A 12,695-nucleotide genomic window follows, 5' to 3' on the forward strand; every position below is an offset into this window, starting at 1 on the left:
ATGACATGCTGAGTACATGAGTACACATATTCGCCACGATCTCGACGAACTGCATACAAGTCTCCTGACCGGTAAACTTCCACGGAACCTCAGTTGGTCGGACACCGTTGACCTCATTGGCCGAATCGGCCAGGTTGAACCGCACGGTAGCGACGAGTTTGTCTTTACCGTAGGGACGCAACGTGCTTTCTTCAAACACCCACACACGCATGAACTCGGCGTCGAAGAGGTCGCCCGCTTGAGGAAGTTTCTCCGCGACGCAGGCCCCGAGCGGGTATCCGATCATGCATCGCAGCCCTGTCGCATGGTCGTAGTGATTGACCATCATGTCGCCCATGTCTATCAGGATTTCAATGGGAAAGTTCCAGAATCCGAACATAGGGTGCGGCCCTATGACCCCTTCGGCTTCCATCATCACCTGATCCACAAAAAGGAAGCACATTACCAAGGTGAGCGGGTTCCGGAAGACAAGACGTTTTACGAAGAAGTTGCGAAGGATTTGCTCCCCGCAAATGAGATCGTCCTGATAGGCCACGGCACAGGCAAGAGCAGTGCGGTAGAGCATTTCGCGGAATACTTGAAAAAGAATCACCACGACATCGCACGACACGTCATCGCAACGGAAACGGTGGATCTATCGGCACTCACCGAGCAAGAGATCGAAGCGATCGCAAAGCGGCACATGATTGTCGTTGTTGAACTGCACTTGTACTTTGTTCGGGAGAGCAAGAGGGAACTATTCATGCCAATTTTGACTGCGGGCAAAACCGCACCAGACTTCAGTCTTCACGTCACGCCAGACCAAAAACTTTCACTGAGTGAACTGCGTGGAAAGCCAGTAGTGATTGCTTTTTACCCGGCAGACTGGAGCCCGGTGTGCGGTGACGAACTCAGTGTCTTCAACGAGATATTGCCGGAGTTGCTCAAGTACAAAGCGGAACTTGTTGCGATCTCAGTGGACGTTGCCTGGTGCCACGACGCCTTCGCCAAGCACAAGCACCTTCACTTTCCATTGCTCTCTGACTTCGAACCGAAGGGCGAGACTGCTCGTGCCTATGGGGCCTATAGAGAGACTGACGGAGTATGTGAACGCGCACTGTTTGTTCTCGACAAGAATGGCGTGATCACATGGAGCTACTGTTCTCCGGTGGCGGTCAGTCCCGGGGCTGACGGGATACTGAATGCTCTCGAAGCATTGCCGAAATTAGGATCATGATGAGTAAGCTCACCATACCCGTTACGAAGCATGACCATCTACAAGGCAATCTGCATGCGGGCTGCAGCCTTGTTGAGTACGGCGACTATGAGTGTCCATCGTGTGGAGAAGTCCAGCCAATCATTGGGAAGCTACAGGCTCACTTCGGCAACCAAATGTCCTTTGTATTCCGGAACTTTCCGCTGCGGGAAATCCATCCGTGGGCGGAAGCGGCAGCGGAGGTAGCGGAGTTAGCAGGAAGTCAGGGAAAGTTTTGGGAGATGCACGACCTGCTTTTCGCGAATCAGAATAATCTGAGCGAAAGCACCCTTCAGTCTCTAGTTGATCAGTTGGGTCTGAGTGAAGTGAAGATGCAACAAGCCAGATCGAATGGAACACTCAAAAGTATTGTTGAAGGTGACTTCGCAGGCGGCATCCGCAGTGGCGTGAATGGAACGCCCACCTTCTTCCTCAACGGAGACCGCTACGACGGTCCTGTAGATTTCGAATCTTTCGTAGCACTCATTGATCAGGTGTTGATTTCGGACGGGGACTAGGGAACGATCACTATCGATCCAGATTCGTCTTCGTTCTTCACAGCGATGAGCGCTTTGTGGGCATCATCCAGGGAGAGGACGGTTATCTGTGGTCGAAACTGGAGTTGTCGCGCAAGCTCCAGGAAGTCACGGGCATCGTCTCGCGTCATGTTGGCAACACTGCGGATCTGCCGTTCCCCCCACAGCCACTTGTCATAGTCGAATGACGGCATTTGGTCCAAGTGAATCGCGTTCACCGCGACCACTCCGCCCTTGCGAAGAGAGCTGAGAGCGCTGACAACAACCTTGCCACTTGGCGCAAAGGTGATCGCTCTATCTAGCGATACCGGGGGTGTCGCGCCTTCATCCCCGACCCAGGTAGCACCGAGTGACGTTGCGAAGTCGCGATGAGCCTGTCCTCGGGTCACAACGTAGACCTCGCATTTCCAAAATTGAAGGATTCGGATGGCCAAGGCGGCCGAGCTCCCGAACCCGAAGAGACCGACCTTTTCTCCGTGCAGGACTCCGGCAACACGTAGGCTCCGGAAGCCGATGATGCCTGCGCAGAGCAGGGGAGCGATCTGCGCGTTCTCTAGTTCGCCTGGAAGCGGGAATGCAAAGTCTTCACGAACAAGCACGAATTCTGCGTAACCACCATTGACGGAATAACCGGTGAAAACGGGATGGTCGCAGAGGTTTTCCATTTTGTTCTGGCAATACCAGCAGTTTCCGTCGGTGCCACCCACCCACGAAACGCCTATGCGTGTTCCGAGCGGAAGGCGCTCAGTGGCTCCCTCAATGACTTCACCGACGATTTGGTGACCCGGAATGACTCGGGGCAGGAGTGCCGGCAAGTCGCCCTCAGCGATATGCAAATCGGTACGGCAGACCCCGCAAGCGAGAACTCGCAGAAGGATGTGCCCTGGTACAACTTCAGGACGCGGGACATCCATGATTTCAACCAACTGTGACGAGTTCGATCGTTTCGGATCGTAGACAGCAGCTTTCACTGATTCCTCCAGATGAACGGATTCAATTCATTCTTCCCAAGGGACTGCGAGTTTACTGTGTCGGATTGCTCAGAATGCCCCTAAGTCAAATGCCAGACTGGGAGCATGCGAACGTCAGCCTCAATGTGAAAAAGGCAGGGTCGATGAAAACTGAAACCCGAGCGTTGCCGAAGAAACCGTATGCCGATTCCGATGGTCGGCAGATGCTAACCGATCTAGCTCTGAATCTTCACTGGACTTGGAATCATGGTTCGGATGAGCTTTGGAAACGGCTAGATGCAGAACTCTGGCAAAACACGCAGAATCCTTGGGTAATCCTTCAGACCGTCTCGCCCAGACACTATCACCGCCGCTCTTGCTGAACCGGCCTTTAGTGCGCGGCTTAATGAAATCTATTCGCGGGATACAAACTCTTACGCTTCGGAAGCGTGGTTGCAAAAAGCATACTCAGCCCATGAAGATATTGTCGTCGCCTACTTCAGTATGGAGTTCATGCTTAGCGAGGCGCTGCCAATTTATTCGGGTGGACTTGGCCAAGTTGCCGGGGACCAGATGAAAGCTGCAAGCGATCTGGGGGTGCCCGTCGTGGGAGTGGGGCTTGTCTACGGGCAGGGCTACTTCCGTCTGGACTCTAACTCGGATGGCCAGCAGCAGGTTCTCTATCCGGTGAATGACCCGGGGCAGTTACCAATCCGACCTCTGCGACAGCCCAATGGAGAGTGGTTGCGAATTCCGATTCAGCTACCAGCCTCGAAGATGTGGCTTCGCTGTTGGGAGGTTACGGTCGGTCGATTAAAGCTCTTCCTTTTGGACACAGACGATTTCGCTAATACTGCGGCCCAACGGGGTATCTGTAGCCAACTTTATGGAGGTGATAGCGAAACGCGGCTCAAGCAAGAAATCGTACTCGGTATCGGAGGATGGCGGTTATTGCGCGCTTTAGGTATAGTGCCCGACGTATGCCATCTGAACGAAGGTCACGCTGCTTTCGCAGTACTCGAAAGAGTAAGATGCTACATGGAGGATCACAAGGTTTCATTTGCGGTCGCAATGACGGTCACGCGCGGGGGCAATCTGTTTACAACCCACACCGCCGTTCCGGCGGGATTTGATCGATTCGCTCCAGAGCTTATGGAGAGATACCTAACTCACTATGCACGGGAAGAGTTGGGCGTTGACATGGATGACCTTCTTGCTTTGGGAAGGGAAAACCCTAGAGACCAATCGGAGCCATTCAATATGGCTTACTTGGCGGTCCGTGGAAGCACTCATGTGAACGGAGTCAGTAAGTTGCATGGGCAGGTTAGCCGAGAGATCTTTCAATCACTCTATCCACGCTGGCCGCAGTCGGAGGTTCCTATCGGATCGGTGACAAATGGGGTACATGTACCAAGCTGGGACTCTGAGGGTGCCGACGACTTGTGGACAGAGACTTGCGGACTCGAGCGTTGGCACGGTGAGGAGCCGGACGTTAGTCGGGTCCGTCAACTGACCGACTCGCAAGTGTGGAATATGCGGGTGAGTGGTCGAACTTCCCTCATCGATTCGGCACGGCAGAGGTACGCACGTCAACTTGCCTCGCACGGTATCGCGGCTACTGATGTGATCGACTTGTTCTCCCCGGAAACGTTGACTATCGGCTTTGCCCGGCGATTTGCTACTTATAAGCGCCCAAATCTCCTACTGAATGACCCCGAGAGGCTTGTGCGGTTACTTTCCAATCAGGACCACCCAATCCAGTTAATATTAGCGGGGGGAAAGCCCACCCACAAGACTTGCCCGGGCAAGTCTTGGTCAAGCAATGGAATGACTTCATAAACGTGCCGATATCCGTCGTCATGTGATCTTTCTCAGCGATTACGATATGCGTCTCGCGCAGGATCTTGTGGCCGGCATCGACTTGTGGATCAACACTCCTAGGCGTCCGTGGGAGGCCTGCGGAACAAGCGGAATGAAGATTCTCGCCAACGGCGGCCTCAACTTTTCCGAACTCGACGGGTGGTGGGCCGAAGCCTACGACTCAGGCGTGGGATGGGCCATAGGGGACAGAAGAGAGCATGGCGAGGACTTGGCTTGGGATGCCACGGAGGCCCAAGAGATGTATTCCATTCTTGAGAACGAAATCATCCCAATGTTCTACGAGCGGAGCGGTGGCAAGACACCCTCCCGGTGGATTGCACGTGTTCGCGAGAGTATGGCCCGGCTCACTCCAGAGTTCTCAGCAAGTCGGACCATTCGTGACTACACCGTTTCGTATTATCTTCCAGCCGCGCTCTCATACAAAAGCCGCAGTGAGGACGGTCAACGACTGGCACAAAGCATAGTTGCCTGGAAGATGGATATCGAAAAGCACTGGGAGTCACTTCGCTTTGGACGCACGACTACGGAGCACCACAGCGGACAGCGCTCGTTTCGCATCGAAGTCTTTGTAGGAAGTCTGAGTCCCGATTCGATTAGGGTCGAGCTTTACGCTGACGCGCACGACCAGACGGTCGGAGCTCTACATCCTATGGACAGATGCGGAGACTGCGAATCGTCCGTTGGCAGCTTGGTCTATCTGTCTACTATCTCTGCGACCCGGCCAGTCACGGACTATACAGCGCGTATCGTGCCTTTCCATCCGGGGGCCGTTCTACCACTAGAAGCTCCGCAATTTCTCTGGCAACGTTAAGAAGATGCACTACTAAAGAGCCTCAATATACCTAAACGGTCGGTTTTCGGCGCTTTCCAAGAAGTAGACAAGAACGGTCACGCTGGCTAACGCTGCATACGCGCACCATACTGATGTGCCTGCATATCGTTTTACGTCGATGAAAACCAACAAGATGACCAAATTCTCCAGACCAAAAGCCACCATCATGAAGATCTCAGAAAAGAAGAGCGACCCGCAGGTTGCGATGATGTAGAGCGCTGCAACCCATGTCTTATTGGTCGCGTCGTTGACGTAAACAATGCCGTTACGGTCCACGGAGACTCGCAGCGGATAAACCGTCAACCCCCAGAGCATGTATAGCGCCAGCAGCCCTCCGAGGATCACAAATGGCATCATCGCCCGTCGTCGCGCGCGCGTTTGCTCGAAGAGCATGACACTCAGCGGCATGAGGAAGGGCAATAGTCCCTGAGCGCATAGGACGAACGCTGCGCCGAAATTGTGGGCCACCTTCGCCGACAAGACTCCATCTAGACCCAGCCATACGAAACCTTCGATGAGCTGATGCACAGCAAACAATGTGGGGAGTGATGCAAACAACAGTTCGCGACGATGCTTGACCTTTGTTAGTGTTGCGATTCCCACGGCACCGAGCGCGCCGCTATCTACAAAGTTCGCTGTCGCCGAGAAACACATATAGCGTTTACCTATCGTCAGTAGACCAGATCGCTAGGCGACCTCGTGTCGGTTCGAGGAATGTAGCCATGTAACTGCACGAGCTCCTATTTGCACGTTCACTCGGCCACCGCTTCGGTGCAGGAGCTGCGCCCATCGGCTCTGCGTTCAGAACTCGCGTGCCGCGCCCTCCGGGTATTGGACTCCTCCCCCCTCGCAGGCTCCGGGTCCCCTTCAAAAAACTTCATCTCTTGGCAACGCGGCGATGCCGCGACTTGGGAGCAGCGCACCTTTGCGCCCTTTGGGATGTGTCCCGATTGACCGGGCAAAAAGGAGAAACACCATGCAGACCCAACAGACCATCACCTTCTTCGGAACCGTCAGCAACACAGCCACCAGCCGCACTTCCAAGACCGGACGCAAATACACCGCCTTCGGAGTCTCCATCATCTCCGACCAACCATCACTTCCACTACAATGTCGTCGCCTTCGGCAAGCAGGGCCACTTCGCCAAGCAGCTCCAGACAGGTACTCGCATCAAGTTAGGCGTCCAGGCGCAATCTCAGCCAGATAACATCGCCACTCTCCCACTCCTCATAGCCACCTTCGTGCGACCGGCACGTCTGGTTGCACGGAGATCATTCGCGGCAGCAAACTTAGAGGAGTGTACCCAAAGCCAATTAGATATAGGGAAGTAGATTGGTTTTGGTACACTGATTGCATGGACACGCAGATGGAGCGCCTCCGCAAATTTGCCGATCAGCAGCCGGTCATCCGGTCTGCCGACCTTGAACGCCTGTCCGTGCCTCGAAACTACCTCGGTCGTCTCGTACGGGAAGGCAAGCTGGAGAGAGTCGGACGCGGACTCTACTCGTCTGCCGACCACCCGCCCACGGAAAACCGGACTCTGCTGGAGGTGTGCCGGAAGGTGCCCCAAGCCGTGGTCTGTCTCTCGTCCGCACTGCGCTTTCACGAATTCACGACTGAAAATCCCTTCGAGGTCTGGATTGCTCTCAAGCCCGGAGCTTGGGCGCCTCGTACCGATTACCCCCCTATCCGGGTTGTTCGCGTCTCGGGAGAGGCTCTCACGTTCGGCGCGGTGAAGCATCTTGTGGAGGGAAGTGAGATAAAGGTTTATAGTCCCGCCAAGACTGTTGCCGATTGCTTCAAGTTCCGGTCGAAGATCGGGACTGAACTGGCGCTTCAAGCCCTTCGAGAGTGCTTTCACGGGAACAAAGCCACCATGGACGAACTCTGGGAGGCGGCGAAGATCTGTCGAGTCGCCAACGTCATGCGTCCGTATATGGAATCGCTCTCTTGAGCAAACCCGTCACTAATGTCGCCGCGTCTGTTCGGCAGCGTCTCCTCAATCTCGCGCGTGAGCGCAAGGAAGATTTCGGACTGTTGCTGACGAAGTATGCGTTGGAACGCCTGCTCTTTCGTATCAGCCAATCACAGCACAAGACGGCCTTTATTTTGAAGGGAGCTTTGCTTTTTGAGCTCTGGACAGAGCAGACGCATCGGCCCACGCGGGACGCAGATTTTCTTTCGATTGGGAGCAGCGATCCCCGCCGCTTCGAAGCCATCTTCAAGGAGATTTGTGCTCTCCCGGTTGCGGACGACGGACTAGTCTTCGACGCATCGAGCGTGACCGCCCGCCAGATCAAGGAGGGTGCAGACTACGAAGGGGTACGAGTCAGTTTCCTCGGCTATCTGGAGAAGGCCCGGATTCCCATGCAGATCGATATCGGATTTGGGGACGCAGTGACGCCGGCGGCGGTCGAGACAGCATTCCCGACGATTTTGGATGGGCCAGCAGCCGTGCTCCTTACCTATCCGAGGGAGACAGTCGTTGCGGAAAAGTTTGAGGCGATGGTGAAACTCGGCATTGCGAACACCCGGATGAAGGACTTTCACGACCTCCGCACCCTAGCCCAACTCTTTCCATTCGAGGGAAGGCTTCTCTCCGAAGCGATCATGAGGACGTTCGAGCGGCGCAAAACAGCTCTCCCTTCGGCACCGCCTATCGCGTTCACGGCCGAGTTCTTTGAGGACAAATCCAAGCAGCTTCAGTGGAATGCCTTCAACGAAAGGAACAGACTTTACGTCGAGGCTGTCCCGCTCAAAACCGTTCTTAGCCACATCGAAAGATTCCTGATGCCGCTCGTTCTTGCAATGACGACAGAAGGGCATTGGAGCAAATCCTGGCAAGCGCGTGGACCGTGGCAGGACTGACGGTTGCCGTCCAACGGCAACTAGTAGCTGAAGCCCTTATCAGTGGCGATAAGCCGACTTATGAGGACTAATCCTGTTGAGAGATTCTTTTCGCCACGGCTAGGAGGCCGTCTACGTGGCGAAAAGAGCGAAGAAATCTAAAACTGTTCTAAGACTTCCCGACCTTGACTATTCAAAATCAGCGGTACTCAACAGCCTTCCATCTCTGAATTCGCGGCGGTCGTACGAACATGCCATCAGCGACTTCATCGAGTGGTATTGCTCCGAACCTCGTCTGGCGTTCAACAAGACGGTTGTGACCCGCTATCGAATTGCGCTGGAGCAGCGCAGATACGCACCTTCAACGATCAATCTCAGACTCGCGGCGGTTCGCAGGCTTGCATATGAAGCCTCAGATTGCGGCCTGTTGAGTCCGGACCTCGCCGCTGGCATTCGCCGGGTCAAAGGAGCGAAACGGATCGGCGTTCGTCTTGGAAATTGGCTATCCGCTGAACAAAGCAAGAGACTCATTGCTGCACCGTCTGGGCAGCGACTTCAAGATGTGCGTAACCGTGCCCTATTGGCCATGCTCGTTGGTTGCGGTTTGCGTAGGGCCGAGATCGTGACGGTGAAGATTGAAGACTTTGAACTTCGGGAGGAACATTGGATTCTCGCTGACCTTATCGGCAAAGGCGGCCACATGCGTACTGTGCCCGTACCAACGTGGGTCAAGGCGACCGTGGATGCCTGGATAGCATGTGCGGAATTGCGGAACGGAACACTCTTTCGCGCGATCGGCAAAACGGGCAAGGTTTATGGGGGTGGGTTCACAGCGAAAGTAATTTGGTCTATTGTTCGCAAGACAGCCACGGACTGCGGTCTTGGCACGATCGCTCCCCACGATCTACGGCGAACTTGCGCCCGCCTCTGTCATCAAGCCGGCGGCGAGCTGGAGCAGATCCAGTTCCTACTCGGGCACGTTTCTGTGCAGACGACGGAACGCTATCTTGGCTGCAAACAACGGCTTCGGAATGCCGTCAACGACCGGATCGGCTTGGAACCCGAGTCACCGTGACTCTGAAAGAAGGGAGCAAGCTCCCGCTCCGACTCCACGAACCGCAGGAAGGTTGTGTACCCTTAGCTGGGAAAGTAGTTCTCAGATTGAAGAGGTTGCAGGTATGTCGAGAGTACGGGCATGGTTTTCGATAGCTCTGTTCGCGACGGCGCACTGTGCTTGTCGGGCGCAGACGATCGCACCTGATGCCCTGCCGGACCTTAAGTATCCTCCAACTGCGAGAGCCGCTAAAGTTCAGGGTGACGTTGTAGTGAGTTTCCGACAGACACTGGAAGGCCGGACTGTCGATGTAAGTCCGATCTCTGGTCCTGCGATGTTGCAAGGAGTCGCGGTCGAAAACGTGAAGGCGTGGCACTTCAAGACAAGAACGGAGCTTGCAGAGCAACCCTATAAGGTGACGTTCCACTTCCAGCTCAATCCGCCTGACGATGGATATGACGAAAGTCAGCCAGTAACAAAGGCGTTGTTGGATGGAACGGGGCAGGTCCAAGTTATTTCGATTTTCACGACAGGTTTGGATCGCTCAGAGTGTCCAAGTGCCAATGATCGAGTGCCTCCAGCCAGCGTAGTCAGTGGCGATTTCGTCGAGCTTCAACGTTGGAACGAAGAAGTGAGAGTCAGTTCAGACGGTTCGGTGATTTGGAAACAAGGCGATGTTTCCCGGACGGGGCAGATTACACCGGCGGAAGCAAAATCCCTACTGGAGCAATTCCGAATCGCAGCCGTTTGGAGGCTCTGTGGCAGTTATGATCAGGCGGGGCTGATGGACGGCGACGCTAGTTCGTTCAAAGTACGAATCGGTGGACGGGAGAAGAGTGTCGGGGAGTATGGAGACGCCGCACCGGCAATCTTCAGAGATGTTGAAACGGCTGTTGACGTGTCTACTAATACGCACCAGTGGCGTCATGGCGATCCGAGAACTGAAAGTATCGCAGAAATCACCTTCGAGTATCTGCCCAAGCCAGGCAAGACAAAACTCATGGATGCGGTGCATCGTGGGGACAAAGAAGCGTTCCGAGCTGCGTTGGAAGCTGGCGATAAACTGACTGATGCCGATGCGAGCGGATGGACGCCTCTCATGTATGCCGCAAGTTCCTATGGCAATTCGCCATTGAAGGAAATTGTCAACGCAGGGGTCAACGTAAATGCCCGCTCGAAACGAGGCGAAACCGCACTAATGGCATCTGCAGTAACGGGCATGGCGGACGAAGACCTGTTGAAGGCAGGTGCCGAAGTGAACGCAATCAATACCGAGGACATGACCGCACTTATGCTTCTGGTTCAGCGTGGAGACCCTGATGAGATCGCGACACTGTTGAAAGCTGGGGCAGATGCTCGCGCGAGGGACGCAAAAGGACGCACAGCTCTCGACTATCTCAATGCCGCGAATTGCGGATCACCAATCGTTCATGAGCAAGATCCCCGATGGATGACTTTGGGATATTCAAAGTGTAATGCGCTTGACCGTGATGATTATCAGAAGGCGAAAAGGCTGCTAATCAACGCAGGCGCTAAAGCGACACGTAATGCCGCACCGCCTCCATTACCAACCCAGAGCCGTAGCGGATTGAAACTTTTTGATTAGTCCTGATAAACGCCCTTCTCGTCACTTTAGAGAACCGCTGAGGCAGCGGGTGAGTTTGCGGCTGTTTGCCTATCTATGCTGCTCTTTTCCTGCGTAGACCTTTCGGGGCGGGAGCTGCCCAGGCCGAAATGACTGCGTTGTCTAGAACCTCCTGCCTTGAAGGCACCCATGCGGCGTAGCTTTTCTCGGTCGTGCGTATAGAAGTATGTCCTAACAGCTTGCTCACATGCTCCAGTGACACACCGGCCTTGAGAAGCCCACAAGCAAAGGTATCGCGGAGTCGGTGTGCCTTCATGTAGCCGCCCGTGATTTTGGCCTCAGCGAAGCATGGAGCTACAAATCGCTTGCCCCAATTGCCACTGATGGACTTGGGTGAGCCGACCCCACTCCAGAAGAAGAAGCGGTCGTTATCGTTCGGCACCGCGAGCAGTTCAATCGCGATGTTTGGTGGAAGTAGGACGCTGACATCAGTTCCGGTCTTGGTGCGCTGGGTCACAACTCGGTGACCAGTGGCGTCGTGTATGAGGGCAGAGCGGGGAAGTGTTAGAGCATCTTGGATCGACAGGCCGCTAGACCTCATGAGCAGGAACAGACCCCGCACCCTCTTGATCCAATACTCTTGGCTTTGATTTTCTACTATGCGATTCCGAGGTGCCTTGACTACGACATAGACGGAATCAAGTAGGCGTTCATACTCATCAGTGGTCAGAGGAAGAGTTGGAACCTCTTCAGCCTTCATCTTCGGCCAGATGGGAACCTCGACCAGCCACCCGGCAGAACTTTAGAAAAGACTTGTAACGTTCTGCCAGTTTGTTCCGGGTGAGACTCGACGGATACAGGTCTTTCCAGTCGGAACAAAATCGTGTGATGAGTTCGCGGTTGATTCCCGCAAGGGTGTAGAAGCCACGACTCTCACAGAACGACGCTAGGCGTCCGAGCTCTCGCTCGTACTTCCGGATGAGGTCAGATGAGAGGTTCTCTACCTTCTTGTCAGCGAGGAAGACCTCGACGGCTGCTGGATGTTTTTCACCCCTGGAGTATCCGGCACGACGGTCCTACCGGACAGTTGGTCTTCAATGTCCCGCTTGACCTGTTCAGCTTCCGCCCAGGAGCGAGTGTTTGCCGGACGCCGTTGGCGGGTTCGCCGGCCGCCGTCCAGCGAAGCCACTTTCTGCAATCGCAGCGCTTGGCGAACTCATCCCCCGCATACTTGCAGCCCTTCGAATGCCGGACAAAAATCGTGATGGTCGGCGTGGTGGCCATGTGGCCCTGCTCTCTAACTGCTCCCACGAAGTAAGTAGACACGTTTTTGACACAAAAGTAAAAGCCACCCGCAAAGGTGGCTTTAGAATCAACCATTAGAAATGGTGGAGGCGGTGGGAGTCGAACCCACGTCCGAAAAAACTTCCAACAGAGAGCATTCATGCTTTTTCCGGTTCATCTTTGTCTCGTCAACGACGCTTAGAACGGACGAAGACGCGGCGTCGACCAGCCTGATCGATCTCGTCATTGCCGTACAGACGGAACAGCTTTGACCAGCCTACTGTGCGACGATCGGTACAAGCCCGTAGGCGAAGCTTGAGCGATCGGCTACTTAATTAATTAAGCAGCAAGCGCGAATTGAGGTTCGGCACTTATAGTTTTGGGCGCGATTACGGGTGTACCCACCCCGGCATGCCTCTCTGCCACAAGCAATCCCGTCGAAGCCGTGACGCCCCCATGTGGAGCTGGCCCAACATTGCGTTGGAGCGTTGC

13 protein-coding genes and 1 other RNA gene are annotated in these 12,695 nt (G+C 54.8%); 9 read left to right on the forward strand and 5 right to left on the reverse strand.

Features of this window, described 5'->3' with window-relative positions; genetic code table 11:
• Nucleotides 1-16: 16 nt before the first annotated feature.
• Nucleotides 17-1,216, forward strand: a complete 1,200-nt coding sequence (locus GRAN_RS26205) for a redoxin domain-containing protein (protein WP_241654552.1) — start codon at nt 17-19, stop codon at nt 1,214-1,216.
• The gene (locus GRAN_RS12970; protein ID WP_241654553.1) at nt 1,213-1,752 is read left to right on the forward strand and encodes a DsbA family protein; all 540 of its coding nucleotides are present in this window, start codon (nt 1,213-1,215) and stop codon (nt 1,750-1,752) included. The genes GRAN_RS26205 and GRAN_RS12970 overlap by 4 nt, the downstream gene beginning before the upstream one ends.
• On the opposite strand, the gene GRAN_RS12975 is transcribed toward GRAN_RS12970, so the two are convergent.
• A complete protein-coding gene (locus GRAN_RS12975) occupies nt 1,749-2,741 on the reverse strand; it encodes a zinc-binding alcohol dehydrogenase family protein (RefSeq protein ID WP_128913454.1) in 993 nt (330 codons plus the stop codon). The two genes, GRAN_RS12970 and GRAN_RS12975, sit on opposite strands and share 4 nt — an antisense overlap.
• A gap of 203 nt (nt 2,742-2,944) precedes the next feature.
• On the opposite strand from GRAN_RS12975, the gene GRAN_RS26685 reads away from it, so the two are divergent.
• Genes GRAN_RS26685 through GRAN_RS26695 form a run of 3 tightly spaced genes read left to right on the forward strand, consistent with a single transcriptional unit; the run spans nt 2,945 to nt 5,412 of the window.
• Entirely contained in the window at nt 2,945-3,103 is a 159-nt protein-coding gene (locus GRAN_RS26685) for a DUF3417 domain-containing protein (protein ID WP_277751226.1), read from the forward strand.
• Nucleotides 3,104-3,131: 28 nt separating this feature from the next.
• Nucleotides 3,132-4,559 carry an alpha-glucan family phosphorylase gene (gene glgP, locus GRAN_RS26690; RefSeq protein ID WP_277751227.1) on the forward strand — a complete coding sequence of 476 codons (1,428 nt, stop codon included), beginning with the start codon at nt 3,132-3,134 and terminating at the stop codon, nt 4,557-4,559.
• Between the two features lie 46 nt (nt 4,560-4,605).
• Nucleotides 4,606-5,412 carry a glycosyltransferase family protein gene (locus tag GRAN_RS26695; protein ID WP_277751228.1) on the forward strand — a complete coding sequence of 269 codons (807 nt, stop codon included), beginning with the start codon at nt 4,606-4,608 and terminating at the stop codon, nt 5,410-5,412.
• A 12-nt stretch (nt 5,413-5,424) separates the two neighbouring features.
• Here GRAN_RS26695 and GRAN_RS12985 read toward each other — a convergent pair whose 3' ends face one another.
• Both GRAN_RS12985 and GRAN_RS12990 read right to left on the reverse strand, forming a co-directional pair.
• Nucleotides 5,425-6,087, reverse strand: coding sequence for a DUF6629 family protein (locus GRAN_RS12985; RefSeq protein WP_128913455.1), 663 nt, complete (start codon nt 6,085-6,087; stop codon nt 5,425-5,427).
• A 213-nt stretch (nt 6,088-6,300) separates the two neighbouring features.
• Nucleotides 6,301-6,516 carry a hypothetical protein gene (locus GRAN_RS12990; RefSeq protein WP_161570962.1) on the reverse strand — a complete coding sequence of 72 codons (216 nt, stop codon included), beginning with the start codon at nt 6,514-6,516 and terminating at the stop codon, nt 6,301-6,303.
• A 271-nt stretch (nt 6,517-6,787) separates the two neighbouring features.
• On the opposite strand from GRAN_RS12990, the gene GRAN_RS12995 reads away from it, so the two are divergent.
• From GRAN_RS12995 to GRAN_RS13010, 4 genes are all read left to right on the forward strand, one after another.
• On the forward strand, nt 6,788-7,387 hold the full coding sequence (locus GRAN_RS12995) for a type IV toxin-antitoxin system AbiEi family antitoxin domain-containing protein (protein ID WP_128913457.1): 600 nt from the start codon (nt 6,788-6,790) through the stop codon (nt 7,385-7,387).
• Nucleotides 7,384-8,301, forward strand: a complete 918-nt coding sequence (locus GRAN_RS13000) for a nucleotidyl transferase AbiEii/AbiGii toxin family protein (RefSeq protein WP_128913458.1) — start codon at nt 7,384-7,386, stop codon at nt 8,299-8,301. The genes GRAN_RS12995 and GRAN_RS13000 overlap by 4 nt, the downstream gene beginning before the upstream one ends.
• Before the next feature lie 115 nt (nt 8,302-8,416).
• Nucleotides 8,417-9,355, forward strand: coding sequence for a tyrosine-type recombinase/integrase (locus GRAN_RS13005; protein WP_128913459.1), 939 nt, complete (start codon nt 8,417-8,419; stop codon nt 9,353-9,355).
• Between the two features lie 103 nt (nt 9,356-9,458).
• Nucleotides 9,459-10,940 (forward strand): TonB family protein, encoded by a 1,482-nt coding sequence (locus GRAN_RS13010; RefSeq protein WP_277751229.1) that lies wholly within the window; start codon nt 9,459-9,461, stop codon nt 10,938-10,940.
• A gap of 73 nt (nt 10,941-11,013) precedes the next feature.
• On the opposite strand, the gene GRAN_RS13015 is transcribed toward GRAN_RS13010, so the two are convergent.
• Both GRAN_RS13015 and ssrA read right to left on the reverse strand, forming a co-directional pair.
• Nucleotides 11,014-11,679, reverse strand: coding sequence for a tyrosine-type recombinase/integrase (locus GRAN_RS13015; protein ID WP_128913461.1), 666 nt, complete (start codon nt 11,677-11,679; stop codon nt 11,014-11,016).
• 626 nt (nt 11,680-12,305) lie between these two features.
• Nucleotides 12,306-12,659: a transfer-messenger RNA gene (ssrA, locus tag GRAN_RS13020) on the reverse strand.
• Nucleotides 12,660-12,695: the final 36 nt, after the last annotated feature.

Source organism: Granulicella sibirica, assembly GCF_004115155.1.
In the GTDB taxonomy this organism is placed as follows: Bacteria; Acidobacteriota; Terriglobia; order Terriglobales; family Acidobacteriaceae; genus Edaphobacter; species Edaphobacter sibiricus.

What these genes read in the sequence shown, in the direction of transcription:
- GRAN_RS26205 (WP_241654552.1), top strand. Translation starts at nt 17, where the DNA reads ATGAGTACACATATTCGCCACGATCTCGACGAACTGCATACAAGTCTC.
- GRAN_RS12970 (WP_241654553.1), top strand. Translation starts at nt 1,213, where the DNA reads ATGATGAGTAAGCTCACCATACCCGTTACGAAGCATGACCATCTACAA.
- GRAN_RS26685 (WP_277751226.1), top strand. Translation starts at nt 2,945, where the DNA reads ATGCTAACCGATCTAGCTCTGAATCTTCACTGGACTTGGAATCATGGT.
- GRAN_RS26695 (WP_277751228.1), top strand. Translation starts at nt 4,606, where the DNA reads ATGCGTCTCGCGCAGGATCTTGTGGCCGGCATCGACTTGTGGATCAAC.
- GRAN_RS12985 (WP_128913455.1), bottom strand. Translation starts at nt 6,087, where the DNA reads ATGTGTTTCTCGGCGACAGCGAACTTTGTAGATAGCGGCGCGCTCGGT.
- GRAN_RS12990 (WP_161570962.1), bottom strand. Translation starts at nt 6,516, where the DNA reads ATGATGGAGACTCCGAAGGCGGTGTATTTGCGTCCGGTCTTGGAAGTG.
- GRAN_RS12995 (WP_128913457.1), top strand. Translation starts at nt 6,788, where the DNA reads ATGGACACGCAGATGGAGCGCCTCCGCAAATTTGCCGATCAGCAGCCG.
- GRAN_RS13010 (WP_277751229.1), top strand. Translation starts at nt 9,459, where the DNA reads ATGTCGAGAGTACGGGCATGGTTTTCGATAGCTCTGTTCGCGACGGCG.
- GRAN_RS13015 (WP_128913461.1), bottom strand. Translation starts at nt 11,679, where the DNA reads ATGAAGGCTGAAGAGGTTCCAACTCTTCCTCTGACCACTGATGAGTAT.